Raw genomic sequence first — 21640 nt, 5'->3', positions numbered from 1 at the left:
GTGCATGCATTCGCCGTCGCCACGTTGAACGGCGTCAGCTACGGGCTGCTGCTGTTCATGCTCTCGGCCGGGCTCACGCTCATCTTCAGCATGCTCGGCGTGCTGAACTTCGCGCATGCGAGCTTTTATATGCTCGGCGCCTATCTCGGCTACACGATCGCGGCGCACCTGGGCTTCGGCATCGCGCTCGTTTGCGCGCCGGTCGCGACGGGCGCGGCGGGCGCCGTCATCGAACGGACGCTGTTGCGCCGGGCGCGCGCGGGTGGGCCGTTGCACGAACTATTGCTGACGTTCGGTCTTGCCTATCTGCTGGCCGAACTCGTGAAGCTGCTCTGGGGCCTGGGCAGCGTCTCGATCGCGGTGCCGGCCGTGCTCGACGGACCGCTGCTCGCGCTCGGCGACGCCGCCTTCTCGCGTTATCGCGCCTTCATGATGGCGGTGTCGGTCGCGACGCTGGCCGCCTTGTACGCGCTGCTGCGCAGCTCGCGCACCGGCCTCGTGCTGCGCGCGGCGCTCACGCATCCGGACGCCGTGCAGGCGCTCGGGCACGATGTGGCGCGCATCGGCAACCTCGTATTCGCGGTCGGCACGGCGCTCGCGGCGCTGGCCGGCGTGATCGAGGCGCCGCTCGCCGTCGTCGAGCCCGGCATGGCAGAAGCGGTCGGCTCGATCGTCTTCGTCGTCGTGATCGTGGGCGGGCTCGGCTCGCTCGGCGGGGCGTTCGCCGCTTCGGTGCTGATCGGGTGCGCGCAGACCTGGGCGATCGGCAGCACGGCATCGCTCGGTACGCTCGCGCAACCCGTCGGCATGAGGCTGCCGCCCGTGTGGGCCGCGCTCTCGGTGGCGCAGGTCGCGCCGCTGATCCCGTACGTCCTGCTCGTCGTCATGTTGGCCTGCCGTCCGCGCGGGCTGTTCGGAACGCGGGAAGACGATGCCTGATCCGCGATTGCGTTTGCCGCCGGATACGTCGGCCGCCGCGCGTGCCGCACCCTGGATCGCGCTGGCCCTGCTGCTCGCGTTGCCGCTCGCCGTGTTGCACGAGAGCTGGCTGATCGCCTACTTCGCGCAGGCGGCCGCGATGATCGTGCTCGCACTCTCGTACAACTTGCTGCTCGGAGAGACGGGGCTGCTTTCGTTCGGTCATGCCGCCTTCGCGGGCCTCGGCGCGTTCGCCGCCGCGCATCTGTTCAACCGCGGCGGTATTGCGCTGCCGTGGTTGCCGCTCGTGGGCGGAGCCGGCGGCGCGGCGTTCGGCTTGCTGTTCGGCCTCGTCGCCACGCGGCGCGCGGGCACGGCCTTCGCCATGATCACGCTCGGTATCGGCGAGCTCGCTGCCGCCGCGGTATGGACGTTGCCCGAAGGATTCGGCGGTGCGGCCGGCGTGACGATCGATCGCGGCAGCGCCGCAACGTGGGGCGGCCTCACGTTCGGCCCCGAACGCGAGGCTTATGCGTTGATCGCGAGTTGGGCAGCGCTCGCGATCGTCGCCATGTTCGCGCTCACGCGCACGCCGCTCGTGCGGATGGCCAATGCCGTGCGCGAGAACGCCGCGAGGGTCGCCGCGCTGGGCATCGATCCGCGCCGCGTTCGCCTCGCGATGTTCGTCATCGCGGCGTTTTTCGCGGGTATCGCCGGTACGCTCACGCTGATCGACGTCGAACTCGCATCGTCGGAAAGCGTGGCCATGACGCGCTCGGGCGCCGTGCTGATCGCCACCGTGATCGGCGGCACGTCGACGTTTTTCGGGCCGGTGCTCGGCGCGCTCGTGTTGACGGCGCTCAGCGTCGCGCTGGCGAGCGTCACGCGCGCTTGGCCCGTCTACTTGGGTTTGTCTTTCATTGCCGTCGTATCGTGCCTGCCCGAGGGCATCGCCGGATGGTGGGCTCGGCATGGGGCGCGCGCGCGGCGCTACGGCGTGCGCACGCTCGCGCTGGCCTACGCGCTCGGCACGGCGGCCGGGGCGGCGTGGGGCGGCGCGCTCGTCATCGCCGTCGAATCGCTTTACGCGCGCCGCTTCGCCGCCGATGCGGGCGGCGTTTGGCGGATCGGATCGCTTGCGTTCGATCTGGGCTCCGGGGCGACCTGGTCGACGTTCGCCGTGCTCGTTGCAATCGGTGCCGGTTCGTACGCGCTCACGCGCATTTGCTTGCGGCGCGCGGGCGAAGCGAGGTTGTCGTGACGACGGCCCACGCGCTTCGGCTCGAAGGCGTCACGCGGCGTTTCGGCGCGGCGCGCATATTGAACGGCGTCGATCTATCGGTCGCGGCCGGCGAACGGCACGCGCTGATCGGCCCTAACGGCGCGGGGAAATCCACGCTGTTCAATGTCATCGGCGGAACGCTCAGGCTCGACGCCGGACGTGTTTGGCTCGATGGCACCGACGTGACGGGGCATCGCCCACATGTTCTCGCGCGGGCAGGGCTGGGTCGAAGCTTCCAGACGACACGCGTATTCGCCCGTCAATCGGTATTCGAAAACGTGCGCTGCGCGCTGTGGTGCGGCGAGGTGACGATGCGGGCAGGGGCGAACGCGAGGGCGCCGTTCGCGAAATGGATGCGTTGGTGGCGCCGCTCGCCCGAGATCGAAGCGCGTGCGTGGGAGGTACTGGTCGATCTCGGCCTCGAACAGGCGGCGCATTCGCCGGCGGGTGCGCTCGAATACGGCGCGCAGCGCAGGCTCGACCTCGGCATCGCTTGGGCGAGCGGCGCCCGTACGCTGCTGCTCGACGAGCCGACAGCCGGGATGAACCGAGACGAAGCGGCGCAAGTGATCTCGTGGCTGCAACGCGCGAGCGCGGGCAAGACCGTGCTCGTCATCGAACACGACATGGATGCCGTGCAGGCGCTGGCCGATCGCGTCTCCGTGCTGGTGCGAGGGCGTATCGTGGCGACGGACACGCCGGATCGGATTCGCGCCGATGCGCGCGTACGCGAGGCGTACCTTGGCGCACCCGCGGCGAAGGAGAGGCCATGACGGCGCTGCTCGATGTCCGTTCCGTCCGCGCCTGGTACGGCGAGGCGCAGGTGCTGCACGGCGTGGATTTGCGCATCGATGCGGGCGAGATCGTGCTGCTGTGCGGACGCAATGGGTCGGGGCGTTCGACGCTTGCCAAGGCGCTCGTCGGCTTGGTGCGCCGAACCGGTTCGATCCGATTCGCGGGCGACGATCTGAGCGCGCGGTCTACGTTCGAGATCGCGCGGCGGGGCATCGGTTATGTCGCCGAACAGCGCGAAGTGTTTCCCACCCTTTCGGTCGAAGACAATTTACGGCTGGGCATCAAACCGGGGGTGGCCGGCGACGCGAAGAAGCGGCTGGCGGAGACCTTTGCGCGTTTTCCCATGCTGGCGGAGCGCCGCGCGACCCACGCGGGCGCGTTGTCGGGCGGCGAGCAGCAGATGCTGGTATTGGCGCGCACGCTCATTGGCGAGCCGAGCTTGCTCATCGTCGACGAGCCCACCGAGGGGCTCGCGCCCGCCGCCGTCGAAGCGGTGAAGCAGTGTCTGTTGGCGCTGCGCGAGCGGGGCGGGGCCGTTTTGCTAATCGAACAACGGCTGACGCTCGCGGGCGCGGTGGCCGATCGCGTCGCCGTCATGGGGCATGGACGGATCGTCTACGACGGGGCCGTGGACCGGCTCGACCCAGCGATCGTCGACGAATGGATCGCGCTCGGCGCGCTTGCCGGGCGCACCGACGGGGAACCCGGCCGGCCACGCGGCGATTGATCAGAGCGCATCGCGCTGGGCGATCCAATCATGGGCGGGATCGTTCTTGAAGTGCCACGCGCGCTGCGGGCCCGCCATCACGTTCAGATAGTACGAGTCGTAGCCATATGGCACCACGACGGGGTGATAGCCGCGCGGCACCATGACGACGTCGCGATCCTCGACGGCCATCGATTCGTCGAGATCGCGCGCATCGGTATAGACCCGCTGAAACGCGAAACCTTGCGGCGGGTTGAGCCGGTGGTAGTACGTCTCTTCGAGCGCGCTTTCGACGGGAATATGATCGGCGTCGTGCTTGTGCGGCGGATAGCTCGACGAGTGTCCGCTCGGCGTGCGCACTTCGACGACGAGCAGCGATTCGGCCTGCTCGGTTTGCGGGAGGATGTCGCAGACGTAGCGCGTGTTCGCGCCTTTGCCTCGCACGGAGCGTTTCATCTGCGCGGGTTCGATCAGGCGGGCCGGATAGCGGCCCTGTGCCGGCGCGCTGGCCACGGCGAGTTCGGTATCGCGTTCGGCGCGTACCGTCGCGCGCACATGCGGGGGTAAATACAGGGCGTAAGGCGCGCTGTCTTCGAAAACACTGTCGCGTGCCCCGACGCTCGTGTAGCGCGCGCCGCCGGCTTCGATCGTCACGGCGCCCGACAGCACGACGATGCACGATTCGCGCGCCGTTTCGTCGACATAAAGCACTTCGTCCTGCGCGAGCCGATAGGCGACGAAGCCGACATAGCGCCATCCGGCCGTCTCCGGCGTCACGCGCGCGATCGTCATACCCTCGCGCTGGGTTTTGACCAGCAGGCTCATGCTAGCTCCTTCTCGCCAGCGGGTGCGTTCGCCGCATCGACGAGCTTGCGCAGCGTGCGATAGCCGAGCTGCGCGTATTCGAAGCTCGGGGCGACGGCGGGATCTTGCTCGGCTTCCACGACGAGCCAGCCTCGGTATCCGTGGCGCTTGAGCGCGGCGATGACGGCGGGGAAATCGACCGCGCCGTCGCCGGGCACGGTGAAAGCGCCGTTGATGACAGCTTCGAGGAAGCTCCAATCGCGATTGCGCGCGAGCTTGACGACTTCGGGCCGCACGTCCTTGCAATGGACGTGGCAGATACGCGGCGCATGCGCTTCGAGCGTCGCGAGCGGATCGCCGCCCGCGAACGTGATGTGGCCGGTGTCGAGCAGCAGGCCCACGGCATCGCTCGTGCGTTTCATCAAGTTATCGACGTCGGCCGGCGTCTCGACATAGGCGCCCATATGATGATGGTAGGCCACGCGCACGCCCTGCGAGAGCGTATAGCGCGCGAAGCGGTCGAGGCGCTCGGCGTAGGCGTCCCACTGCGCCTCCGTGAAGAACCGCGGCCGTTGATACAGCGGGACCGGAGAGCCTTGGATGGTTTGCGCGACTTCGCCGTAGACCATCACGTCGGCTCCGTTCTTGGCCAGCAATTCGAGGTGCGGGCCGACGGCTTCGATCTCTTCGTCGGCGCTGCGTTCAGCCAAACGGCCGGAGTACCAGCCGGAGACGAGCGCGAGATCGTACTGCGCGAGCAGTGCCTTCAGCGCGGCGGGTTCGCGCGGGAATTTATTGCCGAGCTCGAACCCTTCGTAGCCGATTTGGCGGCCTTCGGTCAGCGCGACGGAAAGCGGCGTCTCGCCGCCGAGCGAGGGCAGGTCGTCGTTCATCCAAGAGAGCGGATTCACGCCGATGCGCACTTTAAAATCGGTCATGCTGCGTTCCTTTGTTCGCTTGATGTTGCGTGTGTCGATGTTCGTTGGTTCGGGGTTTAGTCGGACCGTGGTCGAGGCCGCCGGGTCGATGCGTTCGCTTCGCTCGATCAATCGCCTCGGCGCCCGGTCTCGTCCGTGGGTGTGCCGTCACGTTGCGCAAGCTTCGCCTCGTAGGCGGCGCGTGCGTCTCGCACGGGTGCTCGCGCCGACACTTCGGGCACGGCCACTTCCCACCACCAGCCGCCGTCGTTCGTCGTGCGCGCCGGATCGGTATCGATGACGATGACCGAGGTGCGCTCGGCCGAGCGTGCCCGCACGAGCGCCGCTTCGAATTCGCCGATATCGGCCGCGTGCTCGGCCAACGCGCCGAGCGAGCGCGCATGGGCGGCGAAGTCGATCTTCGGCGCGCCGAGCGGGCCTTGCAGGCAATCGTCGAGCAGGTTGTTGAACGGCGCGCCGCCGCACGCTTGCTGCAGACGGTTGATGCAGCCGTAGCCGCGATTGTCGAGCACGACGACGATGAGCTTCGCGCCGAGCATGATCGAGGTCGCGATCTCGCTGTTCATCATGAGGTAGCTGCCGTCGCCCACGAACACGATCACTTCGCGCTCGGGCCGTGCCAGTTTGGCGCCGAGCCCGCCGGCGATTTCGTAGCCCATGCACGAGTAGCCGTATTCGACGTGATAGCCGCCGGGCCGCGCCGCTCGCCAGAGCTTGTGCAGTTCCGCCGGCAGCGTGCCGGCCGCGCATACCGCGATGTCTTGCCGCGTCGAGTCTGCGCCGGAGCGCTGGACCGCGCCGATCACGTCGGCGTCGTAGGGCAGGGCATCCACCGCCGGCGCGGCGTGCGTGCGCGAAAGCACGGTCTCGCGCCACGCGCCGCTAAGCGAGCGCGCTCGCTCGGTCCAAGCCGGGTTCGCTTGCCAGCCGCCGAGCCGCTCGCTGAGCGCATCGAGCGCGGCGCGCGCATCGGATAGCAGCGCGCTCGCGCGGTGTTTGAGCGCATCGAACGCATTCGCATTGATGCCGATGACGTGTGCTTGGCTGAACAGCGTATTGGAGCCCGTCGTGAAATCCTGCAAGCGCGTACCGACGGCGATGACGCAATCGGCCTCGTGCGCCAGCGCGTTCGCCGCGGTGGAGCCCGTCACGCCGATGGCGCCCGCATTGAGCGGATGATCCCACGCGAGCGCGCCCTTGCCGGCCTGTGTCTCGCCCACCGCGATGCCGTGACGCTCGGCGAACGCGCGTAGCGCATCGGCGCCGCCGCGGCTATAGAGCACCCCGCCACCGGCGACGATGACGGGTCGCGAGGCCGCGCGCAACGCTTGCACCGCCGCTTCGAGCTCTTCGTCTCCGGGCGCCGGCGCATGAAAGCGTACGATGCGCGGCTCGAAAAACGAGCGCGGATAATCGTACGCCATCGCTTGTACGTCCTGCGGCAGCGCGAGGGTGACGGGACCGGCCAGCGCCGCGTCGGTCAGCACGCGAATGGCGCGCGGCAACGCCGTGAGCAACTGCGACGGATGCACGATGCGGTCGAAGTAGCGCGAGACCGGCTTGAGGGTGTCATTGGCGGATATCCCGCCGTCCTGGAAGTCTTCGACCTGCTGGAGTACGGGATCGGGCGCGCGCGAAACGAACACATCGCCGGGCAGCAGCAGGACGGGCAAACGATTGACGTGCGCAAGCGCGGCGGCGGTGACGAGGTTCGTCGCGCCGGGGCCGATCGAGGTCGTCACGGCCATCATGCGGCGCCGGAAGTGCGCTTTAGCGTAAGCGATGGCACTGTGCGCCATCGCTTGCTCGTTGTGGGCGCGATAGGTCGGCAGCACGTCGCGATGTTGATAAAGCGCCTCGCCGAGGCCCGCGACGTTGCCGTGGCCGAAGATCGCGAACACGCCGCCGAACATCGGGACCGTCGATACGCCGTCTTCGTCCACCACCTGTTGCGCGGCCAAGTACCGCACGAGCGCTTGGGCGGCCGTGAGTCGAATCGTCGCTGCCTGCGTGCCGCCTTGGCTCGCGAGCGTCCCGCTTGCCGACGGTTGCTCGAGTCGTACGTTCATCACGCTGCCTCCCGCCGCGTCGAATGCGATTGCGCCGTGCCGCCGGTTTCGCCGCGCGCCGATCGCCACGCTTGAATCAGCGTTTCGAACGTCGCTCGCACCTGTGCGATCACCGTCGCGTCGTCGATTTCACCGGCCAGCCATGCCCGGCTCGGCTCGTGAAATATCGTGCGTCCGACGGTGAAGCCTTTGCACGTTTTCGAGCCGGAGGCTGCGCGGAAGCCTTCGCTTAGCGTATCGACACCGGCCGACAGCCCCAGCAGCACCACGCCGCGACAGTAGGGATCGCGCTCGGCGATGAGCGCATCGATCGCCTCCCACTGGCCGGCGGCGAGCGGCGCAAGCTTCCACCATTCCGGCTGAATGCCGAGGTTATAGAGCCGCTTCAGCGCGCGATACACGGTATCGGGCGCGGCGGGCAGCGTGTCGCGCTTGGGCGGAATCACTTCGAGCAGCAGTTCGTGCCCGCTCGCCTGCACCGCGTCGTAGAGCGCGCGCAGTTGGGCCTCTTGCTCCATGCGTTCGTCGATCGGCGCGTCGGGGTGGTACTGCACCAGGCATTTGACGACATGCTCGCGCGGCCAGGCGACGAGTGCCGTGCCGACCGAGCGTCCATGCTGGAACACGAGCGGAGAAGAGCCGGGCAGTTCGACCGGGCGGCCGATCCACCAGCCGCGTCCCGTCGCGGCATTGAGCGCGTCCTGGCCGTAGCGGTCGTCGATCAGCACGCCGATGCGCCCTTGCAACGAGAGCGCTTGCTCGGTTTGCGCGACGGCTTCGACGAACAACTGCTTGAGCGCGGAGATGCGCGCGAGGCTCGCACCCGTTTGCTGTGCGAGTTCGAAGAACTGATTGCGGTGATCGAACGCGAAGCCGAGCACCTCCTCGTGCGCGGGCCGCGGCACGCTCACGCGGTGCAGGCGTGCGAGCTTGGCGTCGAGATCGGGCCGGCGCATGCTCTCGGGATCGCGCGCGAGCGCATCGCGCAGATAGTCGAGTTCGGCCGGTGTCGGCATGGCCGGGGCGCAAGCATGGCGAGATACCACGAGCGCGCCGCACAGGTTGGCGGTTTGCGCGCAGCGCTCGAGCGGCGCGTCGCGCAGCCATTCGGAGAGAAAACCCGAGGCGAACGCGTCGCCCGCGCCGAGCACGTTGAGCACTTCCACTTGCATGCCGTGCTCGGTGGGCGCATCGTCGAGCGAGGCGGGGACCTTGCCTTCGACGATCGTGCAGCCGAGCGGGCCGCGCTTGACGACGAGCGTCGCGGGCGTCACCGCGCGCACCATGGCGAGCGCATCGACGAGTTCATGCTTGCCGCCCGCGATGCGGAATTCTTCTTCCGTGCCGATGACGAGATCGAAGAGCGGCAAGATCCGTTGCAGATGCGCCGTGACGCTTTCGTTGGCGATGAAGCGCGTCTCGCCGTCGGCCTTGCCGGTCAACCCCCACAGCACGGGCCGATAGTCGATATCGAGGACGGTGCGGACCTGATTGCGGCGCGCATATTCGAGCGCGCGCCGGCTGGCCCGATTCACTTGCTCCGTCGAAAAATGCGTGCCGGTGATGACGAGCGCCTTGCTCGACGCGATGAACGCTTCGTCGAAGTCGTTTTCGTCGATCGCCATGTCCGCGCAGTTTTCGCGATGGAACACGAGCGGAAACGTGTCGCGATCCTTGATGCCGAGCAGCACGAGGGCGGTGAGCCGTTCGAGATCGGTGCGCGTGTGGCTCACGTCGCAGCCTTCGCGCTCGAGCGTTTCGGTCAGAAAGCGCCCCATGTGGTCGTTGCCCACGCGGCTCAGCATGGCCGAGGCGAGCCCGAGCCGCGCGCAGCCGAAGGCGATGTTGGCCGACGAGCCGCCAAGATATTTGGCGAAGCTCGTGACGTCCTCCAACCGGGCGCCGATTTGCTGAGCGTACAGATCGACCGCGAGGCGGCCGAGGCAGATGATGTCGCGCGCTCGGCCCGGCGCGAAGCGGCTGTTGGTCATGTTAGTGGTGGGAGAGGCAGCCATGAAAGGAATCCTTCAGTGAGCGTCGTGAACCGCGTTAGATCGTTGCGCCGTCGAGCTCGGCAATCATTTTCTGCATTTCCGCGCCGCCGGCCATCATGTCGAGCACGGCTTCCTTGCTGATCGTGTCTTTCGTGAACGTGCCCATCGAGCGGCCGCGATTGAGCAGCGTGAACGAATCGCCGATCGGGTAGGCGTGATGCACGTTGTGGGTAATGAAGATGACGGAGATGCCGCGCTCGCGCGCCTTGTGAATGAGCTTGAGCACGTTGAAGCTTTGTTTGACGCCTAGCGCCGCCGTGGGCTCGTCGAGAATCAGCACGCGCGCGCCGAAGTGAATCGCGCGCGCGATCGCCAGACACTGGCGCTCGCCGCCCGACATCGTGCCGATCGGCTGATGCGCGTCGCGCACGTTGATGCCCATCTCGGCGAGCTTGTCGCGCGCCGTCGTCGCGGCCGTCTCGATGTCGAGGACGTTGATCAGTCCGAACAGCTTCTTGCTGGGCTCGCGGCCCATGAAGAAGTTGCGGGCGACGGAGAGCAGCGGCACGAGCGCGAGATCTTGATAGACGGTGGCGATGCCGAGATCGAGCGCATCCTTGGGCGAGGCGAAGCTCACCGGCTGCCCATCCACGAGGTATTGGCCCTCGCTCGGCTGATGCACGCCGGCGAGCGTCTTGATCAGCGTGGATTTGCCTGCGCCGTTATCGCCGAGCAGGCAATGCACCTCGCCGCGCCGCAGCCGCAGCGTGACGTCTTTGAGCGCGATCACGGTGCCGAAGTAGCGGCTGACGTTCTCGAGCGCGAGGATGTAGTCGGCGTTCTGATCTTGCATGGGATTAGCGGAAGTCATCGTTTCCTCCGGCGCTCAACGCGATTGCGCGACGCGGCTGCGCACGTAGTGATTGAATAGCACGGCGAACAGCAGCATGAGACCGAGGAACACGCGGAACCAATCGGAATCGATGCTCGTGTAAGTGATGCCGATTTGCACGACGCCGAAAATGAGCGAACCGAAGCACGCGCCGACGACGGAGCCATACCCGCCCGTGAGCAGCGTGCCGCCGATGACGGCCGCGATGATCGCTTCGAATTCCTTTTGCAAACCGCGGTCGGCGGCGGCCGAGCCGATGTCGCACACTTGCAGCACGGCGAACAGGCACGCGCAAAAGGCCGTCAACACGAACAGGCGGATCTTGACGCGCCGCACCGGCACGCCGACGTTCTTGGCCGCGTTGGCATCGCCGCCGACGGCGAAGATCCAGTTGCCCAGGCGCGTCTTGGCGAGCGTGAAGGCGCACACGGCGGCGAGTCCGAGCCACCAGACGATGACTTTGGGCACGCCCGGCACGAGCGGTTCTCCCGAGTCGAGCAGTTTGACGAGGCCCATATGGCCGAACCAGCGGAAGAGGCCATGGAACGCCACGCCTTGGAACAGCGCGTGAGCGAGCGGGCTTTGAGCGGCGACGTCGCCCACGCCCGAGATGATCGTCCGGTCGGCGAACATGACCGACAACGCCAGCGTCAAGCCGCGCAAGATGAACATGAACGCGAGCGTGACGATGAACGAGGGCAGCCGCGTGCGCATGACGAGGTAGCCGTTGAGCGCGCCCAGCGCCATCGAACCCACGAACGCGAACACGATCGCCAATTCGATGGGCCAGTGGAAGTACATCGTCGGCAGGGCGACCATCATGCCCGCGAAGCCGATCATCGATCCGATCGACAGATCGAATTCGCCGGCGATCATGAGCAGGCAAGCGCCGACGGAGATCAGGCCGAGGTAGGCGGCGACCTGCGACCAGTTCATGATGCCGTCGAGATTGAACATGCCCGAGTTGCCGGCGCTGATCGCGAAGACGAGGAACACCATGACGGTGCCAGCGAGCGAGGCGAACTCCGGGCGGGAAAGAAACTGCTTGAACCGCGACTCGCGGCGCACGCGTTCGTCGAGGGAGCCGGACCCGCCTGGCGGGTTCGATTGCTCCTGTTTGCGTAGGTTGGCGTGGAAGTGATCGGCGACGCCCATCGAATGTCTCCTTGGGCAGCGCGGGGCGAACCGCTCGGTCCGCGCCGCGCTGTCATGCTCTATTGCTGGATTACAAAGGCCGCTCTTTCAATGCGCGAGCGATGGGTGCTCGCGAGAATCAGCGGTACTGCCCCGCGTATTTCTCGACTTTGGCGATATTCGCTTTCGTGATGAAGCCCGGACCCGAGAGGATCGTGTCGGGCTGATACACCGGTTGCAGGCCGTACGTCTCGAGCCGTTTTTGGAACTTCGGATTGCCTTGCAGCGCCTTTTCGATTTTCAAAGGATCGGTGGTGTGGTTTTGCTTCACGAGCGCGAGCACGGCGACGGCCAGATAGCCTTGGAGATACGGCTGCTGATCGATCGCGAATTGGATCGTGCCGTCCTTGATCGCGCCGGCGATGTCGTTGTCGAAATCGAACGTGGCGAACCAGAGCTTGCCTGCCAGACCCATGTCCTTCAGCGCGCGAATCGTCGGATCGGCCGAGAGCGGCCCGAGCGCGAGCACGGCACCCGTGTTGGGGTGATTGCGGAGGTAGGCTTGAACCTTCGATTTGACCCCGTTCGGATCTTGCCCCGCGTCGAGCGTGGATGACTTGAAGTCGACGCCGAGCGCCTCGGCGAAGCCGCGGCAGCGTTCGAACGAAGCCGGGTTCGTCGCGTAGTGGTTCACACACAGGAACGATTTGACCCCCGCGGCCTTGGCCTTTTCGCCCGCCGCATGACCGGCGACGTATTCAGGCTGGCCGATATGCATGATCGCGCCGAGCTGCTTGCTTTGCTCGAGCGTGCCGGAGTTGATCGTCACGAGCGGGATTTTCTTATCCGTGACCTTCTTGATGGAGCTCTTGAGCACATCGAAATCCGCGACCGTCGTGGCCACGCCGTCGTAGTTGTGCGCCGCCGCTTGTTCGATCAGCCGCGCCATGTCCGACAAATCGCCGTTGGGCGGATTGCGGTAGTCGGTCTCGACGTTGAAGTCCTCGTCCGCCTGCTTGATCGCGTTCTTGATCGTGTTCCACCAGGAATCGGAATCGGGCGCGTGGCTGATCAGCACGAAATGGGCGTCCGCCGCGTGCGCCGACTGGATAGCGAACGGACTGAACGCGACTGCGAGCGCGGATGTGAATGCCGCCGCGAACGTCCTCAGAGCGGCCTTGCGGGTGCAAAGTCTCATTTGTCTCCACCTATTCGAAGTTATGTCGTTGGGAGCGACGCGCAGCGCTGCATGCATCGCTCACGAAACAGATTAGGCCAAGTCGCCGGCGATTGCAAAGAAAATTTCATTGCAAAGAGAAATGGAAAATCCGTTCCATTTCGCGTCCGTCATGCCTATAATTCGCATCGTCGGGCGGCGAAGCGGTTTGCCCGGACGGGCAGCCGGGCAAGGGCTTCGGCGTCGCCGCCCCGTTTAGAAAAAGGACCCAGGGTCATGCAGGAAGACACCAGCGACGAGTTGCCGAGCGTCGAGGAGTTGATGCAGCGCGTAGCGGATGCTTACGACTCGCTGCCGCGGCAATTGAAGAGCGTGGCCTCGTATCTGGAGCAGCACCGCTCCAGCGTGATGGTGGATCGCACGAGCGATATCGCCACGAGTTGCGGCGTGCATCCGTCGGCCGTCGTGCGTTTTGCGCAGCGCTTCGGGTTTTCGGGGTTTTCGGATCTGCAGGAGGTCTTCAAGCAGGCCTATGCGGGACAGAATCCCTCCGGGCAAACGTACAAGCAGCGCATTCGCAAGCTCATCGACGAGAAGCCGGGGCGCTTATCGGGCGGCAACGTCGCTCGCGAGTTCGTCGCCGCCTGCCGCAACGGCCTGGACGAGCTCGAAGCGACGCTCGACGACGAGCAGTTCGAAGCGGCCGTCTCGATGCTCCAGCACGCGGAGAACATCTACGTGATCGGCGTGCGGCGCTCGTTCGCGGTGGCGAGCTACATCGTCTATGCGTTGCAGCATACGGCCAAGCGCGTCCATCTCGTGTCGGGCTTCGGCGGTATGTTCCGCGAGCAAATGCGCAGCGTGAAGAAGGGCGACGTCGTGATCGCGATCAGCTTCGAGCCCTACGGCCGCGAAACCCAGTATTGCTTGCGCATCGCGCATCACCATCAAGCGCAGACGCTCGTCATCACCGACAGCCGTCTGTCGCCGCTTGCGCGTTATGCCAGCGCGCAACTGTTCGTGAAGGAAGGCAGCGCGTTCGCGTTTCGCGCGCTGACCAGCACCATTTGTCTGTGCCAGGCGCTGTTCGTGGCGCTTGCGTACCGGCTCGAGTTGAACGTTGAAGAATCCAAGGACACAGGAGGATACGATGACTAACACCCGGAGCGGCGCGATCGACGTCGCAGTTTTCGGCGCGGGCCGCATCGGCCGCATTCACGCCGGCAACCTCGCGCGCCATCCCGGCGCGCGGCTCAAGTACGTCGTGGACGTGAATCGCGTCGCGGCAACCGAGCTTGCCGCGCAGTACGGCGCGATGGTGGTCGAGGCCGACGTGGCGCTCGCCGACACGAGCGTCGGCGCGAGCGTGATTTGCTCGAGCACCGATACGCACGCCGATCTGATCGAGCGCTCGGCCGCGTCCGGCAAGCACATCTTCTGCGAAAAGCCCGTCGATCTCGAACTCGAACGCGCGCGTGCCTGCGCGCGCGCCGTCGAGCAAGCGGGCGTCGTGTGCATGATCGGCTTTCAGCGCCGCTTCGATCCGACCTTTGCGGCCGTCAAGGCGCGTATCGATGCGGGCGAGATCGGCACGCCGGAGATGCTCGTCGTTACGAGCCGCGATCCGGGCGCGCCGCCCGTCGAGTACATCCGTCGCTCCGGCGGCATCTTCAAGGACATGCTGATCCACGACTTCGACATTTTCCGCTGGATTCTCGACGACGAAGCGCTGACGGTCCATGCGAACGGTAGCTGCTTGACCGATCCCGCGATTGCCGATGCGGGCGACGTCGATTGCACCGCCGTGACGATCCGCACGAAGCGCGGCCGCCTGTGTCAGATCAACACGACGCGCCGCGCGGCTTATGGCTACGACCAGCGCTTCGAGGTGCTCGGCAGCGCCGGGATGCTGCAAGCCGGCAACGTGCGGCCGACCGAAGTGGTGTCCTACACGGCGACCGCGGTATCGAGCGACGTGCCCGAGGCCTTCTTCCTCGAGCGCTATCGCGCGGCCTATGCCAGCGAGGTCGCGCATTTCTTCGATGCCGTGACGCAAGGCGCGCCGGTGCGTACGACGATCGCCGACGGCGTGAAAGCGCTCGAATTGGCCGAGGCGGCCACGCGTTCGTGGCGGGAAGGGCGCATCGTCACGCTTGGTGAATAAGGCGGCGAGCAAGACGAATCGGCGGCACGGATGCGTCCTTCGCGGCGCGCTCGTGCCCCGGCTCAGAGCATAAAACGATAGCGGCAAGGAGCGAGACAGTGACGACGATGGCAAAGCGCGGGCCGGTCAGAATCGGCATCGCGGGATTGGGCCGGCTAGGCAAGCGGCATGCGACGAACCTCGCTTACCGCGTGCCGGGCGCGGTACTGGCGGCGGCGTGCAGCCCGGTGGACGAGGAACTCGACTGGGCCCGCGAGACCCTCGCCGAACCGCGGCTTTATTCGGACTACGAAGCAATGCTTGCCGATCGCGAGCTCGACGCCGTGTGGCTCGTTACGCCGTCCTCGTTGCATGCCGATCAAATCGTGGCGGCGCTGCGAGCCGGCAAACACGTGTTCTGCGAGAAGCCGCTTTCGCTCGATGTAGCCGAGTGCGAGCGCGTGCTGGCCGTGGCACGCGAATATCCGCATCTGGAGGCGACGATCGGTTTCATGCGCCGCTTCGACCCAAGCTACCGCGACGCTTACGAAAAGGCCGCCGCGGGCGCGATCGGGCGACCCTTCATGGTCCGTTCGCAAACGACCGACCAAAACGATCCCGAAGGTTTCTTCGTTCGTTTTGCGCCGACCTCCGGCGGTATCTTCCTCGATTGCACCGTCCACGATATCGACGTGGCGCGCTGGTTCTTCGGCGGCGCGCGGGCCACGCGCGCGTTTGCGACGGGGACGATCGCGTTGCATGAAGGGTTGCGCGCATGCGGCGACGTCGATAACGGCGTGGGCGTGGTCGAATTCGAAGGCGGGCGGCTAGCCGTGTTTTATGCGTCGCGCACGATGGCTCACGGCAACGATACGCAAAGCGAGGTGATCGGTACGAGCGGGGCGCTCGAGATCGGCCACGATCCGCGCAAGAACCGCGTGCAGATTTACGAGGCGGGCGGCGTGCGCAGCGAAAGCACGCCGACGTTCTTCGATCGTTTCGAAGACGCGTTCCTGCACGAAGCGAACGCATTCGTGCAAGCTGTCGCGGCGCGTTTGGCGGGCGGGGCAAGCGCCGCGGCGGCCGGTGCCACGCTGGCCGATGCGCTCGAGGCCACCCGCATCGGCAATGCGCTGCGGCAAGCGTGCGCAAGCGGACTGCCGGTCACGCTGTAACGGCGAGCGGTAGACGAGTGCCGCACGCCGGAGCGCGGGGAGGACGGCTAGGGTAAAATTCGTGCTTTTGCGGCGTGCTCGATCGCGCGCCGTATCGAGCGCCGCATGCGGGGCGCTTCATTGCAAAGGCCGATTGTCGATGGAAATTCATAAGGAAGTCGATGCGCGCGGATTGACCTGTCCGCTGCCGATCTTGCGCGCCAAGAAGGCGTTGGCGGATATGACCAGCGGTCAAATCCTCAAGGTCCTGGCAACCGACCCGGGATCGCAGCGCGACTTTGCCGCATTCGCCAAACAAACGGGCAACGAAATCGTCGAGAGTTCGACGCAAGACAAAACCTTCATCTTCCTGATGCGCCGCCGCTGAGCGCGTGTCGTCCTCCCAATCCGATCCGATCCCGAGCCCGAGGCGGCACGCGCCTCTCGCGTTCGTTTGCTCATCGCCGCCGCTTACCGCGCCGTTTACCGTTTAGCTAGACGAATCGCCGGCGGCGGCTCGATGCGTCGCGCGTAGGTGCTTTTTTTCTCGTTTCTTTTGACTGGCGCTAGTCGAACGGCGACTGGCGAACGGCACTTTCGGGCCGTTCGCCTATGCGGTATCAGCATCTAGGAAACGGCTCGACTCGTTCGTCGATTCGGCTTTGACGGCGCTAACCGGCATTTCTACGATTGGAGCGTGTATTTTCGTTTCAGGCGATTGTCGTTTCTTACGGTAAGGAGCCCACGTCCATGGAGCGCAATGCCGCAGCCGGCTTTACAGGCGCATATCGCGATGGCGCGTCGTTCGCGAATCCGCTCGGCAACGGTTATCGCTGGTATCTGCCCTGGCTAATGCGCTTCAACGCGCCCGATAGTTGGAGCCCGTTTGGTGCCGGGGGGCCCAATGCGTATGCCTACTGCGCGGCCGACCCGATCAACCGCAGCGATCCCAGCGGGCATATGCGGACGGGCCTTTCGGACATATCGCAGGACCTGACGTCGCAGGCATCGAATATCGCGGACCAGGTCACGACGCGCAGCGGGACGCGGGAGGCAGGATCGTCGCTCGCGGCCGACGCGTCGGAGCGGGCCGCCCAGGACTCGACGGATAGCACACCGTCGACGAGCGGGGATACGAACGTGCCGGCGAGCAGGGGCGCACCGGGCGCCATGCGCGGCTCCGTACTCAGTAGGAGGCGGGCGCGTTTCAACGTGGGGCCATTGGCCGTCCCGACCGGTTCGAGCGAGGGCCCGCCCGTGCTTGGAGAGGTCGCCGAATCGATGAGGCGGTATCGGAGAGGTGCCGTCGACATCGAAAGTCGCGCAACCGCTCTCGAGACGCAATGGATCAGTCTGGTGCGCGACTCGCGCAGCGAACGAGGAGAGCTTGGAAGGCCGGAATCAACTGTGGCGCATCTGGCCAGACAGGCGGTGCAACGTCTCCTGGAAGACACCAACGGCCTTCTCGGGGACTTACATGAGCTTCAAATGCGACTGGGCCAAAACCCGGGTGAATTCACGAATCAACAGGCGGAAATACAAAGCCTTCAGGGAAGGCTCGCCCCGATCGCCGGACGGGTCAGCCGTCTGAATGGCAGATTGCGGCTAGAGATCAATCAGAGCAGCGAATCCGCATTTAGATTCAATCTAAATCGGAACGAGAACTGAATGACGATTTTCGTGCTCGGCCGGACGAATCGGCAGCGGGGAACCGCCGGATGATCGCGGAAGGGCCGCCGCCAAAAACATAGGGCTGCAGCGCGTGAGCGTCTGCAGCCCTTATGCGTCGATCGACGAAAACGCGCGTCAGCTATCCATCACCGGAGAGCGCGTGCGCAGATAGTGATCGAACTCTTCGGCCACTTCGGGATGGCGCAGCGCGAACTCGACGGTCGCCTTCAGATAGCCGAGCTTGCTGCCGCAGTCGAAGCGCGTGCCGTGGTACTTGTAGGCCAGCACTTGCTCGTCGCCGAGCAGCGACTGAATGCCGTCGGTCAGTTGAATCTCGCCGCCCGCGCCGGGCTTGAGCGCGCGCAGATGATCGAAGATGCGCGGCTTGAGCACGTAGCGGCCCACGACGCCGAGGTTCGACGGCGCCACTTCCGGCGCCGGCTTCTCGACGATGCCCGACATCTTGATGATCGCGTCTTCCCACTCCTTGCCGTCGACGATACCGTACGAGCGCGTCTCTTGCGGCGGGATCTCTTCGACGCCGATGACCGAGCTATGGTAATGATCGAACACGTCGATCATCTGTTTCATGACGGGCGGCTCGGCGTAGAGCAAGTCGTCCGCGAGCATGACGGCGAACGGATTGTCGCCGACGAGCTTCTCGGCGCACAGCACCGCGTGGCCCAGGCCGAGGGCCTCGGGCTGGCGCACGTAGAAGCAATCGACGTGGCTCGGCTTGATGCTGCGCACGAGTTCGAGCAGCTTTTCCTTGCCGCGCGCCTCGAGTTCGGCCTCGATCTCGTACGACTTGTCGAAGTGATCCTCGATCGCGCGCTTGCTGCGCCCGGTCACGAAAATCATTTCGGTGATGCCGGCGGCCATGGCTTCCTCGACCGCGTATTGAATCAACGGTTTGTCGACAATCGGCAGCATCTCTTTCGGGCTAGCCTTGGTGGCCGGAAGAAAGCGCGTGCCGAGGCCTGCGACGGGAAAGACTGCCTTGGTGACTTTTAGCATGGCGTTACCCTAGTTGTACTGGTGGGACCACGTGCCCAATCGATGCAAACGGTCAAGCGGGCAGGCGTGCCAATTGCGCGCTGAGCTTGGCAATGGTGTCCCGGTATTGTGACAGCCTTTTCTGCTCTTGCTCTACGACGGCAGCCGGTGCTTTTGCGACAAAAGCCTCGTTTCCGAGCTTCGCCGCGCACTTGACGATTTCCGCGTCGAGCCGAGCAATTTCCTTGCCCAGCCGCTCGCGCTCCGCCGCGACGTCGATTTCGACGAGCAAAGCGAGCTTATCGCCACCGACGATGGCGATCGGCGCGCCTTGCGATTGCGCGTCGAGCGTCGCCTCGTCGGCCACGATCCGCACTTCCGACAAACGCGCGAGCGCTTGTGCGTAGGGTGCGAACGTCTGCCACTGACTTGCATCGCCGTGCACCAGCAAAGGGACCTTCGTTGCGGGCGATAGGTTCATTTCACCGCGTAAATTTCTGCAACCATCGATCGCGCTCTTCAAGCTCGAGGCCCAATGCTCGGCATTTTCGTCGATTTTTTTCTCTTCGGCGCGCGGGTAAGGTTGCACCATGATCGAGGCCGCGCCGGTCTTCGGGTAGGCGTCGGTCAACGGCGCCACCTTTTGCCAAAGCGCTTCCGTGATGAACGGAATGACCGGGTGCGCAAGACGCAGCACCGTTTCGAGTACGCGAAGCAACGTGCGGCGCGTGGCGCGCTGCTGCTCGGGCGTGCCGTTTTGGATCTGGACCTTCGCGAGTTCGAGGTACCAGTCGCAGTACTCGTCCCACACGAATTTGTAGATCGTGTTGGCGACGTTGTCGAGACGATAGTCGGCAAAGCCCTTTTCGACTTCAACCTCCGCGCGCTGCAACAGCGAGACGATCCAGCGGTCGGCTTGCGAGAAGTCCGTATAGCCGCCCGGGCCGCAGTCGCCGGGTTCGCAAGCGCCGGGCTTCGAAAAGCCGCAATCGTGTCCTTCGCAATTCATCAGCACGAAGCGCGTGGCGTTCCACAGCTTGTTACAGAAATTGCGATAGCCCTCGCAACGCGCCAAATCGAAATTGACGTTGCGCCCGAGCGTGGCCATCGAGGCCATCGTGAAACGCAGCGCGTCGGTGCCGAACGCGGGAATGCCTTCGGGGAATTCTTTTCGAGTTTTTTTCTCGATCGTCGCGGCTTGCTTAGGATTCATCAGACCCGTCGTGCGCTTGGCGACGAGCGTTTCCAGATCGATGCCGTCGATGATGTCGATCGGGTCGAGCGTATTGCCCTTGCTCTTGGACATCTTCTGGCCTTCGTGGTCCCGCACGAGGCCGTGCACGTACACGGTATGGAACGGTACCTTGTCCGTGAAGTGCATCGTCATCATGATCATCCGCGCCACCCAGAAGAAAATGATGTCGAAGCCCGTGACGAGCACCGACGACGGCAGGAATGCCGCCAGCTCCTTCGTCTCGTTCGGCCAGCCGAGCGAGGAGAACGGGACGAGCGCGGACGAGAACCACGTGTCGAGGACGTCGTCGTCGCGTTTGAGCGCGCCCGTATAGCCGCGCGTTTTCGCTTGCGCGAGCGCCTCGTCTTCGGTGCGGGCGACGAACACCTCGCCGTTCTCGCCGTACCAGGCGGGAATTTGATGGCCCCACCATAGTTGCCGCGAAATGCACCAGTCTTGGATGTTTTCGAGCCACTGGTAATAGGTGGTCGTCCAGTTCTCGGGGACGAACGCGATCTCGCCGCCCCGCACGACGTCGAGCGCGACCTCGGCGATCGACTTGCCCGGATGGTACGTGCCTTCGGGAGCCGGCTTGCTCATCGCGACGAACCATTGGTCGGTCAGCATCGGCTCGAGCACGACGCCCGTGCGGTCGCCGCGAGGCACCATGAGCCGGTGATCCTTGACCGATTCGAGCAGACCGAGCGCATCCAGATCGGCGACCACGCGCTTGCGCGCGTCGAAGCGATCGAGGCCGCGATAGGCGACGGGCGCGTTGTCGTTGATCTTCGCTTCGAGCGTGAGGATTTCGATTTGCGGCAGGCCGTGGCGCTGGCCGACTTGATAGTCATTGAAATCGTGCGCCGGCGTGACCTTGACCACCCCCGTGCCGAACTCGCGCTCGACGTAGTCGTCCGCGATGATGGGGATCTCGCGGTCGCTCAGCGGCAGCTTGACCATGCGGCCGATCAGATGCGCATAGCGCTCGTCCTCGGGGTGAACCATCACGGCGACGTCGCCGAGCATCGTTTCCGGACGCGTCGTGGCCACGGTGAGATGGCCGCTGCCGTCGGCGAGCGGATAGCGGATGTGCCAGAGGTGGCCGCTTTCCTCCTCGCTCGCCACTTCGAGGTCGGAGACGGCCGTCATCAGCTTCGGGTCCCAATTGACGAGCCGCTTGCCGCGGTAGATCAGGCCCTGCTCATACAACCGGACGAAGACGTCGCTCACGACCTTGGACATCTTCTCGTCCATCGTGAAGTACTCGCGCGACCAGTCGATCGATGCGCCCAGGCGCCGAACCTGGTTCGTGATCGTCGAGCCCGATTGCTCTTTCCATTCCCAGACGCGTTCGACGAACTTTTCGCGTCCGAGATCGTGACGCGATACACCTTGCTGGTCGAGTTGGCGTTCGACGACGATCTGGGTCGCGATGCCCGCGTGATCCGTACCCGGCAGCCACAGCGTGTTGGCGCCGCGCATGCGGTGATAGCGCGTGAGGCTGTCCATGATCGTCTGGTTGAACGCATGACCCATGTGCAGCGTGCCGGTGACGTTAGGCGGCGGCAGTTGGATCGAGAAGTTCGATTGCGCTTCGTCGGGGCGTGCCGGGTCGGGCGCGAAGGCCGGCTGCGCGTATCCGCGTTTTTCCCACTCGGGGCCCCAGTGGGCCTCGATCGTCTGGGGCTCGAAACTTTTCGCCAGCGTGGTGTCGGTCATAGTTGGAAATCCGC

At 65.2% G+C, this 21640-nt stretch carries 18 protein-coding genes; 9 read left to right on the top strand and 9 right to left on the bottom strand.

What is annotated here, in order from left to right:
- The 4 genes from C0Z18_RS10620 to C0Z18_RS10605 are packed head-to-tail and all read left to right on the top strand — an operon-like array spanning position 1 to position 3722.
- Complete coding sequence (locus tag C0Z18_RS10620; protein ID WP_102645368.1) at positions 1-939, top strand: branched-chain amino acid ABC transporter permease; 939 nt, start codon at positions 1-3, stop codon at positions 937-939.
- The gene (locus C0Z18_RS10615; RefSeq protein ID WP_102645367.1) at positions 932-2179 is read left to right on the top strand and encodes a branched-chain amino acid ABC transporter permease; all 1248 of its coding nucleotides are present in this window, start codon (positions 932-934) and stop codon (positions 2177-2179) included. The genes C0Z18_RS10620 and C0Z18_RS10615 overlap by 8 nt, the downstream gene beginning before the upstream one ends.
- Complete coding sequence (locus C0Z18_RS10610) at positions 2176-2973, top strand: ABC transporter ATP-binding protein (protein WP_102645484.1); 798 nt, start codon at positions 2176-2178, stop codon at positions 2971-2973. Before C0Z18_RS10615 ends, C0Z18_RS10610 begins: the two co-directional genes overlap by 4 nt.
- A complete protein-coding gene (locus tag C0Z18_RS10605) occupies positions 2970-3722 on the top strand; it encodes an ABC transporter ATP-binding protein (RefSeq protein ID WP_102645366.1) in 753 nt (250 codons plus the stop codon). The genes C0Z18_RS10610 and C0Z18_RS10605 overlap by 4 nt, the downstream gene beginning before the upstream one ends.
- Here C0Z18_RS10605 and iolB read toward each other — a convergent pair whose 3' ends face one another.
- From iolB to C0Z18_RS10570, 7 genes are all read right to left on the bottom strand, one after another.
- Positions 3723-4526: a 5-deoxy-glucuronate isomerase gene (iolB, locus tag C0Z18_RS10600; protein ID WP_102645365.1), complete on the bottom strand. Its 804-nt coding sequence runs from the start codon at positions 4524-4526 to the stop codon at positions 3723-3725.
- A complete protein-coding gene (gene iolE / locus C0Z18_RS10595; RefSeq protein ID WP_102645364.1) occupies positions 4523-5443 on the bottom strand; it encodes a myo-inosose-2 dehydratase in 921 nt (306 codons plus the stop codon). The genes iolB and iolE overlap by 4 nt, the downstream gene beginning before the upstream one ends.
- A gap of 107 nt (positions 5444-5550) precedes the next feature.
- Positions 5551-7512, bottom strand: a complete 1962-nt coding sequence (gene iolD, locus C0Z18_RS10590) for a 3D-(3,5/4)-trihydroxycyclohexane-1,2-dione acylhydrolase (decyclizing) (protein WP_102645483.1) — start codon at positions 7510-7512, stop codon at positions 5551-5553.
- Complete coding sequence (locus C0Z18_RS10585) at positions 7512-9527, bottom strand: bifunctional 5-dehydro-2-deoxygluconokinase/5-dehydro-2-deoxyphosphogluconate aldolase (RefSeq protein ID WP_102645363.1); 2016 nt, start codon at positions 9525-9527, stop codon at positions 7512-7514. Before C0Z18_RS10585 ends, iolD begins: the two co-directional genes overlap by 1 nt.
- Positions 9528-9561: 34 nt before the next feature.
- On the bottom strand, positions 9562-10377 hold the full coding sequence (locus C0Z18_RS10580) for an ATP-binding cassette domain-containing protein (protein ID WP_233217265.1): 816 nt from the start codon (positions 10375-10377) through the stop codon (positions 9562-9564).
- Between the two features lie 15 nt (positions 10378-10392).
- Positions 10393-11553: an ABC transporter permease gene (locus C0Z18_RS10575; protein ID WP_102645361.1), complete on the bottom strand. Its 1161-nt coding sequence runs from the start codon at positions 11551-11553 to the stop codon at positions 10393-10395.
- Positions 11554-11671: 118 nt separating this feature from the next.
- Entirely contained in the window at positions 11672-12730 is a 1059-nt protein-coding gene (locus C0Z18_RS10570; protein ID WP_102645360.1) for a sugar ABC transporter substrate-binding protein, read from the bottom strand.
- Positions 12731-12985: 255 nt separating this feature from the next.
- Here C0Z18_RS10570 and C0Z18_RS10565 point away from each other — a divergent pair, with 255 nt between their 5' ends.
- The 5 genes from C0Z18_RS10565 (at position 12986) to C0Z18_RS10545 (ending at position 17674) form a co-directional block, all read left to right on the top strand.
- Entirely contained in the window at positions 12986-13867 is an 882-nt protein-coding gene (locus C0Z18_RS10565) for a MurR/RpiR family transcriptional regulator (RefSeq protein WP_102645359.1), read from the top strand.
- Positions 13860-14873 (top strand): inositol 2-dehydrogenase, encoded by a 1014-nt coding sequence (gene iolG / locus C0Z18_RS10560; RefSeq protein WP_102645358.1) that lies wholly within the window; start codon positions 13860-13862, stop codon positions 14871-14873. The genes C0Z18_RS10565 and iolG overlap by 8 nt, the downstream gene beginning before the upstream one ends.
- A 107-nt stretch (positions 14874-14980) precedes the next feature.
- Positions 14981-16027 (top strand): Gfo/Idh/MocA family oxidoreductase, encoded by a 1047-nt coding sequence (locus C0Z18_RS10555; RefSeq protein ID WP_102645357.1) that lies wholly within the window; start codon positions 14981-14983, stop codon positions 16025-16027.
- Positions 16028-16166: 139 nt separating this feature from the next.
- Positions 16167-16394 (top strand): sulfurtransferase TusA family protein, encoded by a 228-nt coding sequence (locus C0Z18_RS10550; protein WP_102645356.1) that lies wholly within the window; start codon positions 16167-16169, stop codon positions 16392-16394.
- A 302-nt stretch (positions 16395-16696) separates the two neighbouring features.
- Positions 16697-17674 carry an RHS repeat-associated core domain-containing protein gene (locus tag C0Z18_RS10545; RefSeq protein ID WP_269845307.1) on the top strand — a complete coding sequence of 326 codons (978 nt, stop codon included), beginning with the start codon at positions 16697-16699 and terminating at the stop codon, positions 17672-17674.
- Between the two features lie 138 nt (positions 17675-17812).
- Here C0Z18_RS10545 and galU read toward each other — a convergent pair whose 3' ends face one another.
- On the bottom strand, positions 17813-18694 hold the full coding sequence (gene galU, locus C0Z18_RS10540) for a UTP--glucose-1-phosphate uridylyltransferase GalU (protein WP_102645354.1): 882 nt from the start codon (positions 18692-18694) through the stop codon (positions 17813-17815).
- A 52-nt stretch (positions 18695-18746) separates the two neighbouring features.
- The gene (locus tag C0Z18_RS10535; RefSeq protein ID WP_102645353.1) at positions 18747-21626 is read right to left on the bottom strand and encodes a valine--tRNA ligase; all 2880 of its coding nucleotides are present in this window, start codon (positions 21624-21626) and stop codon (positions 18747-18749) included.
- Positions 21627-21640: the final 14 nt, after the last annotated feature.

Source organism: Trinickia dabaoshanensis (genome assembly GCF_002879885.1).
GTDB lineage: Bacteria > Pseudomonadota > Gammaproteobacteria > Burkholderiales > Burkholderiaceae > Trinickia > Trinickia dabaoshanensis.
The sequence above is the reverse complement of the archived record's forward strand: the minus strand, read 5'-3'. Positions and strand labels throughout refer to the sequence as shown.

Excerpts from the sequence above, each read along its gene's own strand:
- C0Z18_RS10570 (WP_102645360.1), bottom strand. The coding sequence starts at position 12,730 with ATGAGACTTTGCACCCGCAAGGCCGCTCTGAGGACGTTCGCGGCGGCA.
- C0Z18_RS10555 (WP_102645357.1), top strand. The coding sequence starts at position 14,981 with ATGGCAAAGCGCGGGCCGGTCAGAATCGGCATCGCGGGATTGGGCCGG.
- C0Z18_RS10535 (WP_102645353.1), bottom strand. The coding sequence starts at position 21,626 with ATGACCGACACCACGCTGGCGAAAAGTTTCGAGCCCCAGACGATCGAG.
- iolE (WP_102645364.1), bottom strand. The coding sequence starts at position 5,443 with ATGACCGATTTTAAAGTGCGCATCGGCGTGAATCCGCTCTCTTGGATG.
- C0Z18_RS10580 (WP_233217265.1), bottom strand. The coding sequence starts at position 10,377 with ATGACTTCCGCTAATCCCATGCAAGATCAGAACGCCGACTACATCCTC.
- iolD (WP_102645483.1), bottom strand. The coding sequence starts at position 7,512 with ATGAACGTACGACTCGAGCAACCGTCGGCAAGCGGGACGCTCGCGAGC.
- galU (WP_102645354.1), bottom strand. The coding sequence starts at position 18,694 with ATGCTAAAAGTCACCAAGGCAGTCTTTCCCGTCGCAGGCCTCGGCACG.
- C0Z18_RS10605 (WP_102645366.1), top strand. The coding sequence starts at position 2,970 with ATGACGGCGCTGCTCGATGTCCGTTCCGTCCGCGCCTGGTACGGCGAG.
- iolG (WP_102645358.1), top strand. The coding sequence starts at position 13,860 with ATGACTAACACCCGGAGCGGCGCGATCGACGTCGCAGTTTTCGGCGCG.
- C0Z18_RS10615 (WP_102645367.1), top strand. The coding sequence starts at position 932 with ATGCCTGATCCGCGATTGCGTTTGCCGCCGGATACGTCGGCCGCCGCG.
- C0Z18_RS10585 (WP_102645363.1), bottom strand. The coding sequence starts at position 9,527 with ATGGCTGCCTCTCCCACCACTAACATGACCAACAGCCGCTTCGCGCCG.
- C0Z18_RS10550 (WP_102645356.1), top strand. The coding sequence starts at position 16,167 with ATGGAAATTCATAAGGAAGTCGATGCGCGCGGATTGACCTGTCCGCTG.
- C0Z18_RS10575 (WP_102645361.1), bottom strand. The coding sequence starts at position 11,553 with ATGGGCGTCGCCGATCACTTCCACGCCAACCTACGCAAACAGGAGCAA.
- C0Z18_RS10565 (WP_102645359.1), top strand. The coding sequence starts at position 12,986 with ATGCAGGAAGACACCAGCGACGAGTTGCCGAGCGTCGAGGAGTTGATG.
- iolB (WP_102645365.1), bottom strand. The coding sequence starts at position 4,526 with ATGAGCCTGCTGGTCAAAACCCAGCGCGAGGGTATGACGATCGCGCGC.